General features: G+C 55.5%; 21 protein-coding genes. 7 read left to right on the forward strand and 14 right to left on the reverse strand.

The genetic code is table 11. The annotated features are described in order from the left end of the window. The first annotated feature begins 129 nt into the window (after positions 1 to 129). From BJF91_RS01080 to BJF91_RS01100, 5 genes are all read left to right on the forward strand, one after another. On the forward strand, positions 130 to 1,146 hold the full coding sequence (locus BJF91_RS01080) for a DUF4123 domain-containing protein (RefSeq protein WP_075612650.1): 1,017 nt from the start codon (positions 130 to 132) through the stop codon (positions 1,144 to 1,146). Beyond that, positions 1,143 to 1,934, forward strand: coding sequence for a hypothetical protein (locus BJF91_RS24675; protein WP_075612651.1), 792 nt, complete (start codon positions 1,143 to 1,145; stop codon positions 1,932 to 1,934). The genes BJF91_RS01080 and BJF91_RS24675 overlap by 4 nt, the downstream gene beginning before the upstream one ends. A 24-nt stretch (positions 1,935 to 1,958) precedes the next feature. After that, the gene (locus tag BJF91_RS01090) at positions 1,959 to 2,570 is read left to right on the forward strand and encodes a hypothetical protein (protein WP_075612652.1); all 612 of its coding nucleotides are present in this window, start codon (positions 1,959 to 1,961) and stop codon (positions 2,568 to 2,570) included. Between the two features lie 102 nt (positions 2,571 to 2,672). Further along, positions 2,673 to 2,888 (forward strand): PAAR domain-containing protein, encoded by a 216-nt coding sequence (locus tag BJF91_RS01095; protein WP_407639848.1) that lies wholly within the window; start codon positions 2,673 to 2,675, stop codon positions 2,886 to 2,888. Positions 2,889 to 2,925: 37 nt separating this feature from the next. After that, positions 2,926 to 3,552 carry an AP2/ERF family transcription factor gene (locus BJF91_RS01100; protein WP_234801504.1) on the forward strand — a complete coding sequence of 209 codons (627 nt, stop codon included), beginning with the start codon at positions 2,926 to 2,928 and terminating at the stop codon, positions 3,550 to 3,552. 333 nt (positions 3,553 to 3,885) lie between these two features. On the opposite strand, the gene BJF91_RS01105 is transcribed toward BJF91_RS01100, so the two are convergent. From BJF91_RS01105 to BJF91_RS01155, 11 genes are all read right to left on the reverse strand, one after another. After that, positions 3,886 to 4,515: an SMI1/KNR4 family protein gene (locus BJF91_RS01105; RefSeq protein ID WP_075612653.1), complete on the reverse strand. Its 630-nt coding sequence runs from the start codon at positions 4,513 to 4,515 to the stop codon at positions 3,886 to 3,888. 149 nt (positions 4,516 to 4,664) lie between these two features. After that, entirely contained in the window at positions 4,665 to 5,036 is a 372-nt protein-coding gene (locus tag BJF91_RS01110; protein WP_075612654.1) for a DUF7674 family protein, read from the reverse strand. 293 nt (positions 5,037 to 5,329) lie between these two features. Beyond that, on the reverse strand, positions 5,330 to 5,872 hold the full coding sequence (locus BJF91_RS01115; RefSeq protein WP_075612655.1) for a hypothetical protein: 543 nt from the start codon (positions 5,870 to 5,872) through the stop codon (positions 5,330 to 5,332). A 747-nt stretch (positions 5,873 to 6,619) separates the two neighbouring features. After that, a complete protein-coding gene (locus BJF91_RS01120; RefSeq protein WP_075612656.1) occupies positions 6,620 to 8,074 on the reverse strand; it encodes a M20 family metallopeptidase in 1,455 nt (484 codons plus the stop codon). A 104-nt stretch (positions 8,075 to 8,178) separates the two neighbouring features. Beyond that, complete coding sequence (locus tag BJF91_RS01125) at positions 8,179 to 9,720, reverse strand: ABC transporter substrate-binding protein (protein WP_075612657.1); 1,542 nt, start codon at positions 9,718 to 9,720, stop codon at positions 8,179 to 8,181. Between the two features lie 24 nt (positions 9,721 to 9,744). Beyond that, positions 9,745 to 10,605: a serine hydrolase gene (locus tag BJF91_RS01130; RefSeq protein WP_407639850.1), complete on the reverse strand. Its 861-nt coding sequence runs from the start codon at positions 10,603 to 10,605 to the stop codon at positions 9,745 to 9,747. Positions 10,606 to 10,622: 17 nt separating this feature from the next. Continuing rightward, the gene (locus BJF91_RS01135) at positions 10,623 to 12,251 is read right to left on the reverse strand and encodes an ABC transporter ATP-binding protein (RefSeq protein WP_075612659.1); all 1,629 of its coding nucleotides are present in this window, start codon (positions 12,249 to 12,251) and stop codon (positions 10,623 to 10,625) included. Then, complete coding sequence (locus BJF91_RS01140; protein WP_075612660.1) at positions 12,248 to 13,066, reverse strand: ABC transporter permease; 819 nt, start codon at positions 13,064 to 13,066, stop codon at positions 12,248 to 12,250. Before BJF91_RS01140 ends, BJF91_RS01135 begins: the two co-directional genes overlap by 4 nt. Further along, positions 13,063 to 14,007: an ABC transporter permease gene (locus BJF91_RS01145; protein ID WP_075612661.1), complete on the reverse strand. Its 945-nt coding sequence runs from the start codon at positions 14,005 to 14,007 to the stop codon at positions 13,063 to 13,065. Before BJF91_RS01145 ends, BJF91_RS01140 begins: the two co-directional genes overlap by 4 nt. A gap of 173 nt (positions 14,008 to 14,180) precedes the next feature. Continuing rightward, positions 14,181 to 15,092 (reverse strand): LysR family transcriptional regulator, encoded by a 912-nt coding sequence (locus BJF91_RS01150; protein WP_075612747.1) that lies wholly within the window; start codon positions 15,090 to 15,092, stop codon positions 14,181 to 14,183. A gap of 38 nt (positions 15,093 to 15,130) precedes the next feature. Continuing rightward, complete coding sequence (locus BJF91_RS01155; protein ID WP_075612662.1) at positions 15,131 to 16,036, reverse strand: LysR family transcriptional regulator; 906 nt, start codon at positions 16,034 to 16,036, stop codon at positions 15,131 to 15,133. 107 nt (positions 16,037 to 16,143) lie between these two features. Between BJF91_RS01155 and BJF91_RS01160 the strand changes: the two genes are divergently transcribed. Then, a complete protein-coding gene (locus BJF91_RS01160; RefSeq protein ID WP_075612663.1) occupies positions 16,144 to 17,520 on the forward strand; it encodes an MmgE/PrpD family protein in 1,377 nt (458 codons plus the stop codon). A 518-nt stretch (positions 17,521 to 18,038) separates the two neighbouring features. Here BJF91_RS01160 and BJF91_RS01165 read toward each other — a convergent pair. Together BJF91_RS01165 and BJF91_RS01170 are read right to left on the reverse strand one after the other, a co-directional pair. Continuing rightward, a complete protein-coding gene (locus tag BJF91_RS01165; RefSeq protein WP_075612664.1) occupies positions 18,039 to 18,614 on the reverse strand; it encodes a DUF1349 domain-containing protein in 576 nt (191 codons plus the stop codon). A 394-nt stretch (positions 18,615 to 19,008) separates the two neighbouring features. Continuing rightward, entirely contained in the window at positions 19,009 to 19,461 is a 453-nt protein-coding gene (locus tag BJF91_RS01170; RefSeq protein WP_075612665.1) for a winged helix-turn-helix transcriptional regulator, read from the reverse strand. Positions 19,462 to 19,546: 85 nt separating this feature from the next. On the opposite strand from BJF91_RS01170, the gene BJF91_RS01175 reads away from it, so the two are divergent. Next, positions 19,547 to 20,356 (forward strand): oxidoreductase, encoded by an 810-nt coding sequence (locus BJF91_RS01175; RefSeq protein WP_075612666.1) that lies wholly within the window; start codon positions 19,547 to 19,549, stop codon positions 20,354 to 20,356. 170 nt (positions 20,357 to 20,526) lie between these two features. On the opposite strand, the gene BJF91_RS01180 is transcribed toward BJF91_RS01175, so the two are convergent. Continuing rightward, positions 20,527 to 21,036: a winged helix-turn-helix transcriptional regulator gene (locus BJF91_RS01180; protein ID WP_075612667.1), complete on the reverse strand. Its 510-nt coding sequence runs from the start codon at positions 21,034 to 21,036 to the stop codon at positions 20,527 to 20,529. Between the last annotated feature and the right edge of the window lie 68 nt (positions 21,037 to 21,104).

Consider the following 21,104-nt stretch of genomic DNA (forward strand, 5'->3'; position numbering starts at 1 on the left):
CGTATTCACGGTTTGAAGATCGACATCGAGGGCAACCAGATCAACTTCAAGAAGGGCGGACCTGGTGAAGGAGCGTCGTGTCTCAGGAACATGTCGGCATCCTCTACGCCGTTCGTGAGAGGGTGAGCCATGGCCGATAATGCTAGTCTAAAGCAGATTATTCTTCAGGCTGAACAACCGGTCTTTGTTGTTCTGGACGGGGCGCAGTTTGAGGATCTTCCCAAGAGTTTGTTCGACGGCGATTTCGTGCATAAACCGCTTTATCTGGACCGAGGAAACGGAACAGCCGATCAATTGCGGACCGCTCCACAACTGGCCTGGCTAGATCGCGACTGGCACGACGTAGACAAGGACAACACGGGCCAGCCGCGCCCGACCAGCGAACTCATGCTGGATCGTCTCTTCGATCTTGTCGGAGAACGTCACGCGGCGGTATTCTGGTTCTGCGACGCCGGTGGCGACGTACTGTTTCGTCATCTTCGAACCATCAACATGATTATGCTGCCAACCGCTGTCGCTATGGATCGCGGCAAGGGCTATGAAGGCGACCCGTTGGCTCAGCCATCGGACGACGCGCAGAACGCCGATCACGAAGTGGTGCTATTCCGTCATGCGGATTCAAACGTCATGGCACAGGTTCTGCCAAGTCTTACATATGCTCACTTGGCGCGCGTGCTTGGCCCGGCTCAGCAAATTCTCTATTCCGCCGATCCAGACTGGAGCGAGAAGCCCATGCGGGTCAGTCGCGCAGATGACATGCCGACACCGCCAGCCGGACCGCTCAAGCTTACGGTGCAAGAGGTGGGAGAAATTGAGGCGAAGCGAAGCCTTGCGGCACGCCACCGCAGAATTTCCTATCTCCGCGAAGCCTGTCCCGCTGAGACGCAGGGCGCGTCAAATGAAGCTTTGGAAGAGCATCTGCGCATCAGTGAGGAAACAGGCAAACAGCTCGGATTGGTTTCGGAGGGGGCGCATTGCCGGTGGGCTTATCTTATGGTGGCAACTCGTGGTCAGATCGCTGCGTCTCCAGCGGTCACGGATTACATCCGCAATGGTGGCACTCATCCAGATGACCAAGTCGGTCTGGTTATGAAGAGCACCATTGCCGCGCTTAGACAGCAACGGCAATTGGAGGCATGCCTATGAGCTGGTTGAGCTTCGAAGGAGTCGGAAAAGTTGTCGGCGGGCTGATTGGAGGCGTCGGTGGAGGCCTCAGTAAAGCTGCAACGTCGCCTGAGACCTACGCCGGTGCGATGGCGGGTGCCGCAGGTGGAGCTGCGGCGGGAATGGTGACCGCTGGAGTGGGTGAGGTTGTTACCGTGCCTGGAGGAGCGGTTGTCGGTGGCATTGCCGGAGGAAGCAAAGGCTTTGTCGAAGGGTTTGGTCCAGGTGCCAACGCTGGCTGGGATGCCGGAGGAAATGCCGGGAAATGGCTCGATGACAAGATCACACAGATGACCTCGGCAGATAAGGCAGCGGATAAAGCCAATGCAAAAGCTAGTACAATTACCTGCGCGACATGCCCACAAAATCCTTGCGCTGCGCTTGCCTGTGGTGACATCCCACCTAGCAACAGCAAGTATAAAGGCGGAGCGCATGGATGCATGAAACTTCCGAGGAATGATGAACTCGATAGCCACCATATGCCTGCCGATTCGAAATCACCACTCAATAAGGAAGTCGGGCCGGCCATTCAAATGGAACCATCTGACCACTCTCTAACTGCTTCTTATAAGGGTAGAGTCAATGGTCCGACTTATGCCGTGCAGCGCTCTCTATTGTCTCAAGGGAAGGTTTACGCTGCATTTTTAGTAGATGTAGCAGACGCCAAACGTGTTGCGGCAATCGCCGGAGATCCAGGACGGTATGACGACGCAATAGTTCATGCGACAGCGTACGCAACGTGCCTGAAGCGAAATGGTATTATTCAATAACTCCAGAGCAAATGGGAGATCGAGATGGAGGACGCCATGTGGCAAATCTACCCTAAACAGGGACTTGGAGAATTGAGGTTCGGTATGACGCCAAGCGCTGTGGATCGTCTAGCCGATGTCTATGGGGTCTCGAAGGGATTGTCATCGGACAGAATTCCAGAAGATCTTCTCGCATCCACCATCCGTGATTTGGGTGACCAACTTAGCCCGAAGGAAAAAGAAGAGATTTTGGCTCTCTACCGGTCCGAAGGGCCGTCGAAAGCCAGCGCGACTGAAGTCCGCGGAGAAACACATTCGCTTGTCCTTACCTATGAAAATGGACATCTTGCTGAAATCCTGGTAGGGGCGAAATCCAAGAAGCTTGCATTCGCTGACGTTTCAATATTTGAGGCCTCACCTCTCGACGTTGTTCGCCGCATATCGGATGTCACTCGCGAACCACCTATCTTTCTGGGCGAAGAGGTGGTCTTTCCGGATAGTTTGATTTTTCTTTTCCAGTTTCTTCGCGCAAGCAGTTCACAGGGCGGCTCCGAAGCTCCTGTTGACGGAGATATTGCGGAGCGGAGTGTGACATTGCGAGCCACGCCCAGACATGGGGGCACGGATCTGTCGCTTTATAAGCCACTAGCCCTCTGAATTACGAAAGGCCGGTGAGTTCATGTCCGGAAGAATGGTAACCTTGAAAGGCCACATGCATAGCTGCCCGAAGGCCAATCCAAAGCCACATCTCGGCGGCCGGTGATTTCGACGCAGCAAAACTTTGTTACAGTAGACGGCGTCCCCATTGCGACGGTTGGTGACATCTGCACCTGCACCGGCGTACCGACGAACGACAGCATTGCTGGCGGATCGTCAGTCGCCAATATCAACGGTCGTAAGATCGCCAGAATTGGAGACCCCTGTAATCATGGCGGGACGTTAACCCAGGGCGTTCCCTGGATTACCTTTGAATGACGACATTTGCTTGGCCACCTGTCGGCAAAGAAAAAGGATGATGATGGGCTATACAACTGAACCATCTGCATCGGCAGAGGCATTAACGAAGAAGCGGAACTCCCCTAAATCTTGCTTCCATGACGAGGCGATGTACGCGATCCATCGGCTAGATATCGGCAAGCACAAACAAGATGCGTGGATGGTCAACATGTCACGTGGTGGTAAGTCCATCCATATGACGTTCAGCGATAGCACCTACGGCGGTAAAGAGCAGGCGCTCGAAGTGGCGCAAGCCTATCGGGACGCAGTCGTCAGGGTCGTTCCACCTTTGACCAACAAAGACATGCGCATGTTGATGCGCAAGAACAGGTCCGAAGGCAGCGAGGTGCCCGGCGTGTATTACAAAGAGCCGGATGAGCGTCGTCAATCCGGTGCGTGGATTGCAAGGATTGAACTGCCCGTCGACGAGAAGAAGCCCAATACTGGAGGAAAGCGGCAGCGAAAATCCCTTACCCGCACCTTCAACGTCAGTAAATACGGCCAGGACGAGGCGCGTCGCATGGCAGAAGAAGAGCGCATTCGAATGGTGCTAGCCGTCGAGAACGGCGAAGATCCCGCACTACGTAGCCCACAAGCCCGAACCTTGCACGACAAGCTCACCAGAGCCGAGAGCGATACCTAGCCGGCTTGAGTTTGGTTAGATCCGTGACCGGTAGCGTGAGCATTTAGACGGGGTGTTGATTGCTTCGCCTGAAGCCTGCCGTGATACTTATCGGTCATTGATCAGAACACTTTTCCCATTTGGGTCTGAGAATCCGGAGTTAGGTTGATGGTCTGCTGCGGACGGTGGAGCGCACCTCATTTCACCGGACACGACCGACATATGAACCTCGGCCATGCGCTGTCATCTGAACTCGTCGCTCTTTGAGAACGCCTCACTGACGCTGGAAACAGTACATATGTCGATGAGACGATCGACAGTCATTTCCGTGGGAGCGGCAGCGGAGGTGCCGGCTTAAGACCGAGACACCTCATTCTTGAACCCTTCAAGCATATAGCCGCGGGCATTTACCGTTGGTCTCAAGCATCTTCGATCATACCCTCTTCGACCCAGCATCTGCCGGAGGCTATCCCGTTGAGCGAGCCCCTCCATCAAGGCATCTATGCCGCTGCTCACGAGGGAGCGGAAATTCTCGTCGTGATAATAGGCGACGATCTGGCCGAAGGTGCCGCCTTCTGCGGGATCAAGGTCGGCGCAGAGGTAGTCGCCGCCACCGTTCTGCATGATCGGAATCCAGCGACGCGACCACCAATTCGCCTGCATGCCGGGATCGGCGTCGATAAAGAAGTCATCGGAGGCATTCGTGTTAATGCCGTCCGGAAACTCTCCGTTCAAGAAACCGAAGGTCTCGACCACCTCGTCCAGAGACATCAGTGTAAAGGCGCCTTCCAAGCCGACTCCGTTATATGGCTGGCCGTTCGCCAGCAGATAGAGGCTACGCACCGAAGGAGGTAGCTCCTGGCCGAGACGGCTTTCAACCGCCACGATCTGCCCCTCGGATGCTGGTTCATTGAAATGCGGCTTGGCGTCAGGATCGTGCTGTTCAAGCCACCTTGCAATGATTTCGAAGCTGCTTTCCATCATTGTCCATTTTCTCGTTAACCCTGCATGCAGATAGGCGATTTTGGAGGAACGGCAACCGGTCAATATCGACTAGATAACGGGGGAAGTGCTCCCGAACCGGGGACTGATACTCCCGCCTTACTCACGTGGCCTTCAATGTAATGGTGACATTACTTTAGCCGTAAAGCGGCTTCGAGCTTCTCGATCTCTTCTTCCCCAGCATGATTAAGCATGATTGTCCTCCAATCCTTCAACTCGCGTGCGCTAATCAATTTCGGTAACTGGGAGCGTACGACATCGTCTTCGGCAAGATGCTCGATGAAGCCGAAGACAACGGCTGTATTTATCTCTGCGCTTGGCGCTGCGAGGCAGTAGCGGGCGTAGTCCAAAATACGACGGGATTGCTGCATGTCGCCGCGCTTCACCGCTTGCTTGAACGAGAAGCGGAGCTCAATCCAAGCCGCCATTGCCGAACACGAGCGTTGAATAGTTTGGCTGAGTTCCGGTGCAGCTTCGATGGCTTTGCGCCGCCATGCGCTCATGTGGTTTCATCTTTCTTTCGCATCAGCGTTCCGTAGTGAACGGCACAAGACTGGTAGTTGATAGGCGTGATCAACAATGTCCTTCAACCCGGTTATGATCACCGCAATCGGCCCATTGCAATCGTTCTACAGGGGGCGTCATCATGAATTCCGTCCTATAAATCTTCAGGTTACCATAGCCAATCGATACCCCGCAGCCAATGACTGCGACTCGTGCTTTGAAGACACAGGCGTGCCTGTCACGTTTCGTTTATTGCAGCTCGCCAATGTTTCATGGTGCTCAGGTACCATGGTCACTCTAGCATTTTGTGGCGCTTCTTTGCGGCAGACTCTTCGCCATTGTCGAACCAGCCGAGATGCGTGCCGTCGCCGTCCCAATCGATGATCCGGCCATTTTTTACGATGATGCTTATTCTGTTTTCGGCCCCGGTATCTACCTTGATCTCGGCAAAGCGGCCAATGAACTCATCGAAGATATGCACTTCCCGCACCGTGCTCTTCTCGTAGGCATCTTCCGGGGTTGTTATGCCGAACTCCCGAAGATGTGCTTGAAGCGGCGTTTCGCCACCTTCGGGATCGACTCCGTAATCCGCCACCTGGAAAGCGAAGTTCGCCTCATCCCAAAGCATCTGCTTGATACGTTGAAGTTCAGCGGGAGGTAAGGCGAGGACGTCGTTTATGGTTGCCGTCATCTTTTCAGTCACAACCGGCCCCGCCCCAGGCTCAGGAAATAGCAAAAAGGGTAAGTCTTCTGCGAAAAGCGGAACAGTCAGATTGAGGTTTCCAAGTTCATTGGAATCCCATTCGGTCATGTCGGCAATTTCGGCTACATCCATTGGTCTCTCCGCTCAGTGGCAACGTCAAGTAAGCAAAGCATAGGGCAGATCAGCAAGCTGGCAATGGTCGCTGTCGGCGCAACGGGGCCATCCCCGGCAATGTAACCTTCTTCCCAAAAGCGGAAATTATTGCCGCTCGCCTACCCCGTTGACTGATGGCCAAAGCCAGAACACAAAGGGGGCATCCACGGTCGCTCGCGGCGGAAAAACAGAGGGAATTTCAAGACTTTTCCTTTAACCCATTGAAATTATGTGAGAATCCAGCCCCCAGGTAAGTCATTTTTCACCGATTTTTCGATCCAAATTTGCGCCTATTTCCCGCCCGGAAAAGTGGCGTCTTCTCAACAAGTTGAGCAATCCTGGCTGCTGTTCTTCAGGCCATCCGTCGTGCTGAAACGGGTCTCGCAAAATCGGCTGGGGACCTGCTAGAGCATTTCCAGGAAAAGTGCGTAGCGGTTTTCCGTCCGGAAATGCGTAAAAACAAAAAGTTAGAGCGGTTCACTGTTTCCGTGAAACAGTGAACCGCTCTAGCGATGACCCCAACGGCGTATGGTTGTCAGGTCAAAATATAGCACGGACCCAAAAAGGTTATGCAGACCTGCAACCAGATGCCACCGAAGCGCTTGGCTGCTTCGCATCTCGACCGGCTGGCGCGTCTTCCAAGCGGCTGTACTACCTTTTCACCAGAACGCGCTTGAGCCTCCTTCGGACAGCAAAGAACTCACAACACCGATACTTCGAGTGGTCCTATTGAGTCGACAAGTGGACAGCCGGCATAATGTGGTTAGGGATTGGACAAACATAAGGCTCATTTTGTACGGCGTTTTGCCACTCTTCTTTTGCTTTCGCTAAAAGGTCTGGTGAGGTGGCCAAATCAAGACCTGTTGAGGCCAAGGCTTTCGCGGCGTGAACCATTGCTTTATGAGCGGCAGCGCTTCTTCCCTGTGCGACCACCTGCCATGTATGAGGGTTCGTTCCGATTGCCCAGGCCGGAGCCCAGCACTGCGCTGTCGGGGTAACGCGGCTCACGTCTCCGACGTCGGTCGATCCTGCCCGGAAATGGGATTGGCCTTCGAAGGCACGCAGGCCCGTGTGCAGCGGTGTCGATCCATCGATCTTCTCGTTGGAGAAAACATCCTGCTTGATCTGGTAAAGCTTGATGCTGCTGTTGATAGCTTCTTGCGTGAATGTCGCCTGGATCTTACGAGCAAATTCGATGTCCGCCTCATCGAATGGGACTGGCCCGATCGCCACCAGATTTTCGTGGATCGCATTTTCGAGCGTCAGGTTCGGTAGAAGGTTCGTAGCAGCAGTATCAAATATGATCTCGACCTCTGTTCCCGTCATCATCGCCGCCCCGCGCGCGACCTGATCGACGCGTTCGGCCAGTGCCAAGGCCTGTGACATCTCGGGCGCACGAACGAGATAAAGTACTTCGGCCTTTGCCTGAACTACGTTCGCAGCCCGCCCGCCCGCGTCGGTGATGGCGTAATGGACGCGGCAATCCTGCGGCATATGTTCGCGAAGGAAGTTCACGCCGACATTCATCAGTTCAACCGCATCAAGTGCAGAGCGACCAAGGTGAGCAGCATTGGAGGCGTGCGCCGCAACGCCCTTGAAACGGTAGTAGTATTCGAGCACCGCTAGATTATTTGTCGATCTGACGCCATTGAATGGTGCGGGATGCCAGGTCAGCGCCGCATCCACATCGTCGAATGCCCCTGCCCGCACCATGAAAGTCTTGCCGGAACCGCCCTCTTCTCCGGGACAACCATAGTAGCGCACCGTGCCTTGCAGGCAGTTGGCTTCCAGATGCTTCGCCAGCGAGACAGCAGCCAACAGCGAGCCTGCGCCCAACAGGTTATGGCCACAGCCGTGGCCACTGGCGCCGGGTTTGCTCTCAAGCGGTTCATCGATGTCCGCAATCTGGCTCATGCCGGCAAGCGCGTCGTATTCGCCCAGAAATGCGATGACGGGATTGCCGCTGCCATACTGGCCGATGAAAGCGGTTTCCATCCCCGCGATACCCTGCTCGACGGCAAATCCGTGCTGCTTCAGCGTCTGAACGAGGAGTTCAGCCGATTTGAATTCGTCGAATTTGAGTTCCGCAAAATCCCAGATCCGGTCGCTCAGGGAGGTAAAATCAGGCGCGAGACGGTCAATCGATTGCGTCAGGGATTTCAAGGCTGTTTGATCTGGCATGCTGTTCCTCAAGGCAAAGCGAAACCATGTCCGCCCATCGACGATGGCGGTGGCTTCTGTAAGGGAGAAAGGCACCGCACAGATACGGTGCCTTGCATGACGGGTTATTGGGCGAGTGACACTTCCCAGAGCCGCGCATTGGACTGCCAGACAGGCTGGCCTTGCAGGGACTTGGTTGCACCCCAGACATCAATCATGTCGTAGAGGAAGATGCCCGGCATATCCTGCAACATGAGTTCGTGAAACTGGTCGAAAATCACCTGCCGCTTTTTCTGATCGATCTCCGCATAGGCGGCCTTCATTAGCTCGACTGCCTTGGGATTGTCCCACATCAGCGAGGCATTCTTGTCCTTGTCGCCCACATAGAAGCTATACATCAGCGCGGGATCGAGACGCGGTGCAACGGATTGCGAAATGATCTGGTAATTGCCGGAGCGGCGGCGATCAACCTGCGTAGCATAGTCCAGCACTTCGATCTGCACATTGAGCCCGATCTGCTGCAACATGGCTTGCGCGATAACGGCAGCCGGGAAGCTCGGAACATTACCGCGCTTATTGGCAATGATGTTGATCCGCTCGCCCTTGTAGCCAGAGGCTGCAAGTTCCTTTTTCGCCGCAGCCAGATCGTAGGGAAGACGCTTCTTCTGGGTTTCGCTGAAGTAGATTGAATCCGACGCCACCATGGAGCCGTTCGCCTTGCCGGTTCCGTTGGAGGCCGCAGCAACAAGCTCATCCATGTCGAGCGCCATCGCCATGGCACGGCGAACGCCCGGCTTGCTCATCACGGGATCGCGTGTCTGGATGTAGAATAGGTTCTTGCCGTTGTTCTGCGAAATGATGACCTTTGCCTTTTCGCTCTTTTCGAACTCGGGAATGAGGTCAGGAGAAATTTCCGCGGTGTCAAGGACACCCGATTGCAGACCAGCCTTCACGGTCGATGCGTCGGGGATGACCATGAACTTGATGCCATCCACCAGCGGGCGTTTTGAGCCAACCATACCGTCTGGCTTTCCGTCATTTGCCGGTGACTGATATTCATCGAATTTCGAAAGATGGATGTATTCGCTTTTTTTCCATTCATCCCATTTGAACGGACCGGTGCCTATTGGCTTATCGAAGGAGCCATCGGCCTTGAGCGAATCTTTGGAAATGATCCCCGTGTAGCCACATTCTGGCCGCGCCATCAGACCGAGGAAAACTGCCGAAGGCTTATCCAGCGACATGGTGACCGTGTGGGCATCGACTGCCTTGATCGCTGTCACCTTCACGGTTCCGCCGTCGAAATCCTTGATGCAGGTCCATTTCGTGGCCGGGTCCATGTAGCGGTTCCAGTTCCACACCACGTCATCTGCCGTCAGCGGCTTGCCATTGTGAAACTTGACGTTTTGGCGAAGCTTGAAGGTGTAGTTCAGCCCATCTGCGGATGTCTCCACGCTTTCCGTCAGAAGAGGCTTTACCTCGCCGTTGTTGGCATAACCCACAAGCCCTTCGACGATATGCAGAATAATGCCGTCCGTATTGCCATCACGGTTGACGCCAGGGTTGTTGCTGCGCAGATCCGAGCTCTGCGCCACAACGATATCTCGTGCTTGCCCAACGCCTGAAAGCGCCATCAAAATGGTTCCGGCAAGAAGTAAGCTTTTCATGTTCTACCCTCTATTATTGTTCGTTCAGGCTCGAAAATCGTCCCAGCAGACGCGGGAAAGGCGTCCGATGGTTTCTAGAGATACGGTGTAGCCTGGCGTTCCATCCGGCATGTCCTGCGGAACCTGATCCGTAAAAGCAGTGATGATGTAGAGCGGCTCGCCGTTGCTGTAGACGATGCCTGCATTCATCCGCCCGCGCTTTCCCGTGCCGCCCTTGTGTGCGACCACCGTGCCGAACGGCAAACGAGAGGGGATGGCGTATCGCAGAATCTGATTTTTCAGCGTCTGCAGGGCATAGGCGCTCAGGGCTTGAGAAACGCCCAGCCTCTTTGAGCCCTCCTCGGAGCCCTGCGCATCGAGGATCGACTGCAACAGAAACATCTGGTCGCGTGCCGTCGTCGTGGTGACGGATTTCAGCGAATGATCGGGTGAAAGTGCCAGCGGCGGGATCAGAAAACGGTGGTGCGTGCCGACCATCCCGATGGATTGGCAATAGCTGTTTACTTCTTCCAGAGTGAGCCGCTCGAACACCATTTTGGTGCAGACATTGTCGGAAAGGACCATCATGCCGGTGATGGCATCGCGGAGCGAAATCACAATCCCCGGCGTCAGGTAGCGAAACATTCCGCTTGCGACCTCTTCGGCAAAACGCGCCTCGTAGACAATCTGCTCATTAAGGTCGAGCCTGCCCTCATGCACGGCCTTGAGCGCTGCCATCATGATTGAAGTCTTGCGCGTACTTGCCGAAGGTGCTTCCTCATCCGCTCCACGTTCAAAAACCTCGCCGGTGCGCAAATTCTTGATGCAGAACCGCGTGATGAAGGGCTGCGCATCGCAAACCGCGTTCAGCCTCTCAGGCGTTGATCCCAAGCTGGCAGATGTCATGGGTGCTTTATTCATCGTCACGCCTCCAAGCGCCATTTGAGTTTTACGCCGCCGGTCTCGTTGAGATCGAGCGCGGGAATTGCCGAGAGAAGCCGCCGCGTATAGGCCTCCTTCGGCGTGTCGAAGATCGTGTTGCGATTACCTTGCTCGATGATCCTGCCGTCCTGCATGACGATGACGCGATCCGCCACCTGTTCGACCACGCCAAGATCGTGGCTGATGAACAGGCAGGAAAAGCCATAACGCTTCTGCAAATCGGAAAAGAGCGAGAGCACCTGCGCGCGAACAGTCACGTCGAGCGCTGAAACAGGTTCATCGGCAATGAGGAAGCGCGGTCTGCGCGCAATTGCTCTGGCAATCGCCACTCTCTGTCGCTGACCGCCTGAAAGTTCGTGCGGATAGCGCAGCGCAAAATCGGCACTGAGGCCAACCTCATCCAGCGTTTCGTAAGCGCGTTTCATCTTCGCCGCTCGCTCGATGCCCGGAACGAGACGCAATGCTTCGTCAACAAGAGCAAGGATCGTCATTCTGGGATCGAGCGAAGAATAGGGATCCTGAAAAACCATCTGGCAGTTGAGACGATAGTCGCGCCAGTCATGGTCCCGTGTGCGTCCCTGGAACAGAACTTCACCCTCAGTTTCCTTGACCAGGCCGGCGATTGTTCGCCCGAGCGTTGTCTTGCCGGAGCCGGAGCCACCAACCAGTGCCACCACTTCGCCTTCATGAATGTCGATTGAAACACCATGCAATGCGCGCTTTGGCTCGCCCTTCTTGAGAAAGGATTTTCGTCCGGGATAATCGACGACGATATTGCGAGCCGAGATCATCGGTGCGGATGTCGTATCGATGGATCGAACTTCGCCACGCACGGGCAAGGACGAGAGGAGCTTTCGCGTATAGGGGTGCTGCGGGCGCTCCAGTATCTGTTCCGTCGTGCCAGCTTCTACGATTGAGCCCTTCTCCATCACGACAATGCGGTCGGTGTAGCGTGCCACCATCGGCAGGTCGTGACTGATGAGAAGGACGGCGGTGCCCTCCGCCTTCGTCAGTTCCACCATCAGTTCCATGACATCACGCTGGATTACGGCGTCCAGCGCGGTTGTCGGTTCGTCCGCAATCAACAAGGCCGGCTTTAAAAGCATGACGGATGCCAGCATGATGCGTTGGCGCATACCGCCTGAAAACTCGTGCGGATAAGAGTCAAGCGCCCTTTCGGGATCGCGAATACCGACTCGCCCTAGCATGGAAAGGATTTTTTCATGCCGAACAGAAGGCTTATCCTGCGTATGCAGCGCTAGCCCCTCCTCCAACTGCCGCCCGATCGTCATCGAGGGATTGAGAGAGGTCATTGGCTCCTGAAAGACCAGTCCGATTTCCGCACCACGTAGTGAGCGCAAGTCTTTCTCGCTGATGGCCGTGATGTCGCGGCCCTTGAAGATGACTGTGCCTGCCACCTTGCGAATGACGGGCGGCAGCAGGGAAACGAGCGCTCTTGTGGCAAGCGATTTGCCCGATCCGCTTTCGCCGACGATGCCGAAGATTTCGCCCGGTGCCACGTCGAAGCTGACGTCGTTCACAACACCGACATCACGACGGGCGATCTGCAGCGAAAGATTGCCGACGCTGAGAAGTTTTCCTTCAATCATTTCAAACCTCTCATGCGGGGGTCGAGCTTATCGCGCAGGGCATCGCCGAGAAGGTTGATGCCAAGCAGGGTGAGAGCGATGCAGAGGCCGGGAAAGAGACCGAGCCAGACGGCCTGTTCGATGAAGGGGCGACCTGCCGCCAGCATGTTGCCCCAGGTTGGTGCCGGCGGCGGCACGCCGAGACCGAGAAAGCTCAAGGCACTTTCCGAAAGAATGGCCCAGCCGAACATAGAGGTGGCAAGCACGGTGATCGGTGCAAGGCAGTTAGGCAGGATGTGCCGGAACATCGTGAAGATCTCGCGGTTGCCCATCACCCGCGACGCTTCAACGAATTCCCGCTCGCGCAGGGACAGCACTGCCCCCCGGACGACGCGCGCCATGGATGGGGTGTAGGCGATGCCAAGGGCGAAGATGATGCCGTATTGGTTGGCGCCGAACACTGCGAGAAGTCCGAGCGCCAGCAGGATGCCAGGGAAAGCCAGCAGGGCGTTGTTGACCGCCATGATCAGACCATCGATCCAGCCGCGAGCATAGCCGCTCACCAAGCCAATCAGGGTGCCTGCAATCACTGCAAAACCAACCGTGAGGCAACCGATCCAGACGCTGGCCCGCGCGCCGACCATCAGGCGGCTCAAGACATCGCGACCGAACTCATCAGTGCCGAGCAGATGGAGGGAGCCAGGTGCCGCAAGCCGTGCAGTGAAGCTCAGCTTCATGGGATCGAAAGGCGTCCAGAACAGGCTCAAGATGGCAATTGTCAGAAGGAAGGCGATGAGAACGACGCCGATCAGGCCATTGAGGGAAACATGTTTCATTCGGCCACCACGCGCGGATCAAACAGAGGGTAAAGGAGATCGACAATCAGGTTGACGACCACGTAGGACATGGCGACGAACAAAAGGCAGCCCTGAATGACGGGGTAATCCCGCTGGAAAATGCTATCGACCATCAGGCGTCCAAGGCCGGGAATGGTGAAGACTGTTTCGATGACGGCGATGCCGCCGAGCAGATTTCCAAGGATCAGGCCGATCATGGTCCATGTCGGACCAAAGGCATTCTTGAAAGCGTGCTTCCAAAGAACCGCCTGCTCAGACAGGCCTTTAGCACGGGCATGGGTGATGTAGTCCAATCTCAGAACTTCCAGCGTGGAAGCACGCGCCATGCGGATCAGAACACCAGCCTCGTGGATGACGAGTGTCATGATGGGCAGAACCAGATAGAGCAGGCCCGATACAAAATTATCAGAGAGGGACACATAGCCCAGCACCGGCAGCCAGCCGAGTTTCAGTCCGAAGAAGAGAAGCAAAAGCAATCCGAGCCAGAATGTCGGGATTGAAAGCAGAACCGTCGCGGTGCCAATCAAGAAGAGGTCAGTCGCGCTATTTTGACGCCAGGCCGCAATCACACCCGCAGGTACTGCGACCAGGCTCGCCAGAATGACGGCGACGATGACGATTTCAGCGGAAACCATAAATCGCGAAACGACGAGTGGCAGCACCGGCTCCTTGTTGACGATGGACTGACCGAAATCTCCGCTCAAAACATTACCAGACCAAACCAGAAACTGCCGGGGCAGCGATGTATCGAGCCCAAGCTCTACACGCATCTCGGCAACCTGATCCGGCGTGGCCATATCTCCCAGCATCAGAGCTGCCGGATCACCTGGTATGAATCGAATGAGCGCGAAGACTGTGACTGCGACGATCACCAATGTCGGGATCGCCATCAGCAATCGATGGAATATGAATCTTATCATCGGTTCCCCTGAACACGATTGTCGGGACCGGATCTACAAAGTCACCGGCTGTTATGGCCAAGACTATGACGGATCAAAAAAATGAGCGCAATCTTATGCATTTTCGTCATAGAATAATGCATAATCTGAAAGCACCGCCCGGTTTTGAACTCAGGCCAATGCCCATCGTGACTTCAACCAGCCGCACTTTTCTGGGAGATTTCGATCTGTCGCTTGAGTGCTTCCATCAGGGCTTTCGCCGCTAGAGACGCTGATGTTCCCGAAGGTGTCGCCAGGGCAAATTCCTGTGTGGTGACGGGAACGAACGGACGCTGAACGATGGGAAGGTGCTGGTATAGATTGGCAAAGAAGCTGCTCAAAATGGCAACGCCCAAGCCGTGCGCCACATAAGAGCAGGCGGAGCTGTTGGTGTGGGTCTCGATCTTCACGTTTTGCCTCACGGCTTCGCGCGAAAAAGTCTGATCGAGCAGCATGCGCGTTGGCCTCTGGCGGCCGATGAGGATGAGCGGTACTCCACGCAAATCCTTGGCGTGAATCTCGTTTAGCGATGCCAGCTTATGCCCTTCAGGCAGAACGCATACGCTGGTTCCAGTCGCAACGATTTCCATATCGATGCCCGGCAACACAGGATTTTCGTGACGCAGAAAGCCGAAATCGATGACCTTCTGTTCGACCAGGCGTGCGATGTTCGATGTCGTTTCAAAAAAGGTTTCGATCCGCACTGAGGGGTAGTCACGCACGAAATCCGTCATCATGGCGGGCGCAAAGTTTTCCCACATGCTGCTGGGAAGCCCGACCCGCACCAGTTCCGGGCCCTTTGCACCGCTTCGAAGATCTTCTGCCAGTCCCGAAAATCGGTTCAGTCCAAGCAGTATGGTTTCAGCATCGCGCGCCAGAATGCCAGCCTCAGGTGTGGGAATAAGCCTGCCCTTATCCCGGTCAAACAACCTCAGTTGCAGATCGGTTTCCAACTGCTGGAGCAGACGGCTGACACCGGACTGGCTGAGCCCCATGCTTTTTGCGGTGGCAATGGTTGAGCCAGTCGCGAGCAGCGTTTTCAGAACCTCAAGCTGCCTGAAATTGATCATGCCGTCGCCACTCCCTCATCAGCCTGATACTTGGCTTAAGCCCATTCCCGGAGGTAGTTCAAGAAGTGCATGGCCATTTTCGAAAGCGGAGAAAGCTCGGAACTGACAATCGCGTAATCGACCAGGATGGTCGGCTCCAAGGGAACGAATGCCAGTGGCAAAGCCTGATATTCCAGCGCCAGCAATTCGCTAACGATTGCAATGCCAAGCTCCTCAGCCGCGAGAGCACAGGCGCAGCCCACCGAGTGCGCTTCGATGGCCGGGCGACGGCGTAGACCGGCACGATAAAAAATGGCCTCCAATTCGTGACGGACAGCACGCTCACGGTTCAGAAGAATGAGGCTCTCTGTCTTCAACTGTTCAACGTTGATCTTCTCCTGACCGGCAAGCGGATGGCTCTTGTGAAGGACGCAAAGATTGCGCGTCGGCATAACATGCTCTTCACGAAGTCCGGGCGTTGGCGAAGGCAAACGTGTGAAGCCAAGATCGACCGCGCCTTCCGCAACCATCCGCTCGATGGCCAGGTAATTTCCAGACGCAATCTCGATTCGTACCGAACCGGCTTCGGCCAGAAATCTCTTGACCAGACGCGGCACCAGTGTCGAAGAGAGACTTGCGGGAAATGCCAGTCTCAGCGGAATATCCGTCGAACGCCCCTCCTCAAGTTCCTGGGCAGTGATCTTCAAGGCCGTCAGCTTGTCCGCAATGGCCCGGATTTGCGGACCCAACTGCATTCCTTCGCGCGTCATCGCGAGCCGGTTCTTATCCCTGTCGAACAGCCGCACACCGAGATAAACCTCCAACTGGAGCAGAAGGCGGCTGGTATTGGACTGGGAGATACCAAGATCGACCGCAGCGGCGATGGTCGAGCCGGTAGCTGCAATCGCATCGAAGGCCTGAATATGCTTGATGCTGATCTGGACGTCGCCCGACCTTTTCATTCTCTTATCTCCCGGATAACGTCACCCGTAATTTGCATAAGATTGCGCCGGAAAAGGCACCCGTTCATCAATGCCGCTCGCTGCGAAATTTGCAAGGACGCGCCAGAATGACAACGGTTCTCGAAAAAATTGCCCGACAGCTCATATCCAGAACATCGTTTTCAGCTCTCGCGACGAAGCGGGCGGAAGACGCAATTGTGGATACGATCGGTTGCATGATTGCGGGCATGAATGACGCGTCCCCCCGGTCTATCGCCACGGCTTTCGCAAATGAAATCAAACGAGATGGACCATCGGTGGTTTTCACAGGAGGCCGTGCGTCACGATCTGTTGCCGCTCTGATTAACGGCACCGCCGCCCATTGTCTGGACTTCGATGATAATTTCCATCCCGCACGCGCGCACGCATCTGCTGTTCTGGTGCCAGCCCTTCTCTCGATTGCGACAAGCAGCGATGACTTTTCAGGCCCCATACTGGTAAAAGCCTACCTTGCAGGCCTTGAAGCGCAGGCATCGGTCGGCTTCGGCGTCATCCCCTCGCACTATAACCGGGGATGGCACGGCACATCGACAATAGGCTGTATAGGGGCCGCCGCAGGCGTGGCCGTGCTTTTAGGGCTTGATGAGCCTCAGATCGCAAACGCCATGAGCCTTGCCACCAGCATGGCTTCCGGCCCCAAAGGACAGTTTGGAACGGGAGCAAAACCCCTTCATGCAGGCATCGCAGGTCGAAACGCGGTTGAGGCCGCGCTACTGGCCCAAGCGGGTTTGACGGGCAGGCTCGATATTCTGGAACGTCCGCAGGGCTTTCTCGACCTTTTTGGGGGCGACGAGGCGACCGGTTGGACGAATCTTTCATGGGACGAGAAACACATCATCGAAACCCGCGGTCTGGTCACGAAACTCCATCCGTGCTGCGCATCCACTCATCGCGCCATTGATGCCGCTCTGGATCTGCAAAAGGAGCATGGGTTTTCCATCGAGGACATCCAACGGATCGACACGAAAGTCGGGCGCTCAGCAGTCGACAATCTCGCCTACCCCGATCCTTCCAATGAAATGCAGGCCAGATTTTCGATGCAATATTGCCTTGCCGTCGCATTGACGAACGGCGGGCTGTCGCTTGGTGACTTCACACCGCAAGCCGCCATACGGCCCGAACTGCGTTGTCTTATGGCGAAGATCAACATGACTTCGTATAGCGTTGAAGAAGAGCGCGGGGTCGAGCGGCTACCGCATCAAGTCCATATTTCGTTAAAGGATGGGCGTAGGTTCTCCACCGAGCGACTTCACGCCAACGGCTCTATAGCTGCGCCTTCGAATGACGGGCAGAAGCTTGCAAAGTTTGAAGATTGCCTACGGTGGGCAGGACTTTCCACGGCGCATATCACACACTCCGACTTAAAAGCCATTTGCTCCGGAAAAAGCGTGAGGACCATTACCGATTATGCGTTGCAAGTATTGAACCGTCATTTCCGCCGTTAAGCCATCTTTTGAGGCAACCTGACTTGAGATTTAACGGCAGATAATGTGTCGATCCAGCTTGAGCATTCAAAGAACTTCCGACGTCGAAATTGCTTGCGACGATACCCCATCGCTCATCGTGCCGTCGGCCATCCATTGATCTAAAGCTTTCAGATTGTTCTGAACTTAAATCACCGCCTGTCTGCGTCCGCTGAAGATACAGGAAGCGGAAATTATTGCCGCTTTGCCCGTCCAGTTGACTGATGCCCGAAGCCAGGGCACAAAGGTGGCATCCACGGTCGCTCGCGGCGGGAAAACAGAGGGAATCTCAAGACTTATCTACTAAGTCATTGAAATAATGTGAGAATCCAGGTTCCCCAGCCACTTCTCCCTAAACCCCTTATTCTTTGATTTTCCAGCGACGCAGGATAGCGTTTTGGCGTCATTTGCGACGTGATGGCCGAAGGTGACACTCAGCGACTTCAACGACGTTAAGCCGCCACGACGACTTGCCTCAATAACAGCGGGGATCTGGCATATCACGAGAGGTCGTGGAGCGCTTTATCCAGCGGGGGGCCCACCTGGAACTCCGAAAATCGAACCTGCAGCCCCTCGCGCTCGGGCGTACAACACATCGGTCCAACCAAGTAGGATTGGGCATTCGGGAACGGGCAAAGCCGCAGCAAAGGCCATCTCTTTCCATCGGCGGAAAACTGCAGCCGCAAGACGCCGTTCTTGACTGTCACGCGCAGATAAAAATCTTCAGGCCGACCGTCATAAGCGGCGGTTGACCAGTCCGAGCGATCTACCGTCAACACGCTTCCTATGCAGGCTGCACCATCCGACAGTTCGATTCCGCCCTTGATCCAACGCCTCTCATCGATTCGCACCATGATACCAGCCTGATCATAGAGGCTCTCGTAGCTTGCCTGGATGCGGAAAGATGCCGTGAAGTCGCCTGTGACCTTCGCGCCGAAGAGATGCCCACTGTCGCGTTCGAACCCGTAGTATGTTTCCCGCCAGAAATCTGTATTTTTGTCCGTGACAACATCGAGAATGCCGTCATGAAGAGTCCATTGTTGAGGCTCGTTGTGCCAGTGGCAGTTGTCGAACATCACTCCTCCTTAAAGATCAAACCCGCCTCGATGTTGCTGGGTTACTGCGCCGACTGCTCCTGGAAGAACCTCGGCACCGTCATAAAACGCTATAACCGAGCGGGTTTAAAGCAGGCTGTCAAGTGTTGGCGCTCGCCCGTCCTTTGGATGCTGAAAGGACATGTCGATGCGTGTAGGTCCTCACTTGGCATACGGACCTCTACGACCAAAGGAACAATATCCCGTTCGATCGGACTGCCGACTTCCTCGGACAGCATCTGGCATAGGCAGAAGCGTGGTGCTCGGCGGCGTCGAACGAGTGGTATCGACGGCGCCGGGTCGCTCGCGAAGGATGAGCATGGTCCTGCACCAAACACCCCCGCGGGGAAGCCAGAATTGTCCGGCACGGGCAAACTCAAGACTGTACGATATCGTCTTCACCTTGCCTGACAATGCGGATGGGCCGCGAACCAATCGGGGCGCCGGTGTGTTTGTCGATCGTCACAGGTTCAATATCGACACCTGTTTCCTCATCGAGAAAGCGCGTTACAGCAGACGTCTCGCAGTGTGCCTGTCCCCATGCCTGGATCGCCATGAGAATGGGAAGGTAGTCCCGGCCGGCCTGGGTCAGTACATATTCGTCACGGGGCGGGCGCTCGCTATATCGCCGCGTTTCCAGCAAGCCATCTTCAGTCAAAGCAGCCAATCGCTTGGTCAGCATCGTTGGCGCGATGCCAAGGCTTTTGCGAAATTGATCAAACCGCGTGAAGCCATAATGGGCATCCCGCAAAATCAGCGTGCTCCACGCATCCCCGACAAGCGCGAGGCTCCGCGCTATGAGGCAGGGTTGGGCCTCTAAATTTTTCACTTGATATCCTTTTGATAGTGAGTTAGTACTTATTCAGTAGTAACATACAATCGTGGAAAGCTCCACAAAAAAAGGATCTGAGTTCATGAGTAATCAGCAACGTGTCGCCATCGTAACCGGCGCGTCTTCGGGTATCGGCCTGGCAACGGCGCGCGCCTTGCGCAAGGACGGTTTTCGCGTATTCGGCACAAGCAGGAAGCCCGCCGCGGATAAGGATGGCGTGGAGATGCTTCAATGTGACGTCGTTGATGACGCTTCGGTTCTCAACCTGGTCCGTGACGTCGTCAGCAAGGCCGGCCGGATCGATCTGCTCGTCAACAATGCAGGCAGCGGCCTGCTCGGCGCGGCGGAAGAATCATCGGCAACTCAGGTTCAATCGCTTTTCGACGTCAATGTCTTTGGGGTCGTCAGAATGACCAATGCCGTTCTGCCGGTCATGCGCCGCCAAGGCCAGGGGCGAATTATCAATATGAGTTCCATTGTCGGAATGATCCCGTCGCCATTCAATGCTTTCTATGTTTCGACCAAGCATGCAATCGAAGGATATTCGGAAACGCTCGACCACGAGATCCGCAAGCAGGGGATAAGGGTATCGCTGGTGCAGCCTGGCTTTACCCGCACTTCGTTCGAAGACAGCATGAGAAACCCGGACAGCCCGCTTCCGACCTACGATCTGGCGCGCAAGGCTGCGGATAAGCAGATGCGTGAGGGCCTGGATAAAGGCGACACTCCGGAACTGGTGGCTGGCGTCGTTGTAAAGGTGGCCAATGCCAAATCGCCAAAGCTGCGCTACAGTGCGGGTAAAGTTTCCACCCAGGTGGGTTTCTTAAGGCGCTTCGCCCCTGCATTTGTCTTCGACAAAATCGTTCGCAGCGCGAACAAGCTGCCGGCCTGATCCCAGCAATACAGCACATTGTCCATTTGCAGAAAGCCGGAGACCCTGTTTGTCCAGGTCTCCGAGCCCTCTTGCGAATGGACAATGCCTGCTTGCGGCCAGCGTAAGATCGGCGGTCGAGGGAGAGACAAGCTCGTGATGTGGTCAGGCAGCCGTTTATCGCCACTGCTTTACGAAGGCTTTGTTCTCCGGCCTTGTTGAAACTTGACGCGTCGTAACGCGCGCTCGTTTGCAAATTCCGGGCTTATAGCAGCATCACAGTCACCAAGACGGAAGCCTGCTGTGATTGGCGTGTCGTGGTTCACGTTTTGGCCTGTCTCCCTGTCCTTGAGGTCGACCGCAGGCCCCTGCCCCTCTTCGTAGGGTGTCCATTTCATGCCCCAAGCGCGAAGCATCACCAGAACTGCATCAAGATCCATGCCCTTATCAGTCGCGTGATATTCATACCGTTGCGGTTTGCTGGAATAGATCCGGCGCTCGATGATGCCCGTTTCCTCAAGGCGTTTCAGACGCGCCGATAAAAGCGTCGGCGACAGCCCTGTCTGCGCCTGTAAATCATCAAATCGATGACTGCCCATTGAAAGCTCACGCATGATCAAAAGCGTCCCGCGGTCGCACGCCACGCTCAGCGCGCGCGCTATGGGGCACAGCGTCTCCTCAACTGCCTCTTCAGGGGTCATGTGACGTATCCAATCATCAAACAGGCACCGACTGCACAAGCGAGGAGACTAGCGAAATCCAGGACGCA

This window comes from Gillisella taibaishanensis, assembly GCF_001938985.1.
GTDB classification, from domain to species: Bacteria; Pseudomonadota; Alphaproteobacteria; order Rhizobiales; family Rhizobiaceae; genus Allorhizobium; species Allorhizobium taibaishanense.

Excerpts from the sequence above, each read along its gene's own strand:
- BJF91_RS01080 (WP_075612650.1), top strand. The coding sequence starts at position 130 with ATGGCCGATAATGCTAGTCTAAAGCAGATTATTCTTCAGGCTGAACAA.
- BJF91_RS24675 (WP_075612651.1), top strand. The coding sequence starts at position 1,143 with ATGAGCTGGTTGAGCTTCGAAGGAGTCGGAAAAGTTGTCGGCGGGCTG.
- BJF91_RS01090 (WP_075612652.1), top strand. The coding sequence starts at position 1,959 with ATGGAGGACGCCATGTGGCAAATCTACCCTAAACAGGGACTTGGAGAA.
- BJF91_RS01100 (WP_234801504.1), top strand. The coding sequence starts at position 2,926 with ATGATGATGGGCTATACAACTGAACCATCTGCATCGGCAGAGGCATTA.
- BJF91_RS01105 (WP_075612653.1), bottom strand. The coding sequence starts at position 4,515 with ATGATGGAAAGCAGCTTCGAAATCATTGCAAGGTGGCTTGAACAGCAC.
- BJF91_RS01110 (WP_075612654.1), bottom strand. The coding sequence starts at position 5,036 with ATGAGCGCATGGCGGCGCAAAGCCATCGAAGCTGCACCGGAACTCAGC.
- BJF91_RS01115 (WP_075612655.1), bottom strand. The coding sequence starts at position 5,872 with ATGGATGTAGCCGAAATTGCCGACATGACCGAATGGGATTCCAATGAA.
- BJF91_RS01120 (WP_075612656.1), bottom strand. The coding sequence starts at position 8,074 with ATGCCAGATCAAACAGCCTTGAAATCCCTGACGCAATCGATTGACCGT.
- BJF91_RS01125 (WP_075612657.1), bottom strand. The coding sequence starts at position 9,720 with ATGAAAAGCTTACTTCTTGCCGGAACCATTTTGATGGCGCTTTCAGGC.
- BJF91_RS01130 (WP_407639850.1), bottom strand. The coding sequence starts at position 10,605 with ATGACATCTGCCAGCTTGGGATCAACGCCTGAGAGGCTGAACGCGGTT.
- BJF91_RS01135 (WP_075612659.1), bottom strand. The coding sequence starts at position 12,251 with ATGATTGAAGGAAAACTTCTCAGCGTCGGCAATCTTTCGCTGCAGATC.
- BJF91_RS01140 (WP_075612660.1), bottom strand. The coding sequence starts at position 13,066 with ATGAAACATGTTTCCCTCAATGGCCTGATCGGCGTCGTTCTCATCGCC.
- BJF91_RS01145 (WP_075612661.1), bottom strand. The coding sequence starts at position 14,007 with ATGATAAGATTCATATTCCATCGATTGCTGATGGCGATCCCGACATTG.
- BJF91_RS01155 (WP_075612662.1), bottom strand. The coding sequence starts at position 16,036 with ATGAAAAGGTCGGGCGACGTCCAGATCAGCATCAAGCATATTCAGGCC.
- BJF91_RS01160 (WP_075612663.1), top strand. The coding sequence starts at position 16,144 with ATGACAACGGTTCTCGAAAAAATTGCCCGACAGCTCATATCCAGAACA.
- BJF91_RS01165 (WP_075612664.1), bottom strand. The coding sequence starts at position 18,614 with ATGTTCGACAACTGCCACTGGCACAACGAGCCTCAACAATGGACTCTT.
- BJF91_RS01175 (WP_075612666.1), top strand. The coding sequence starts at position 19,547 with ATGAGTAATCAGCAACGTGTCGCCATCGTAACCGGCGCGTCTTCGGGT.
- BJF91_RS01180 (WP_075612667.1), bottom strand. The coding sequence starts at position 21,036 with ATGACCCCTGAAGAGGCAGTTGAGGAGACGCTGTGCCCCATAGCGCGC.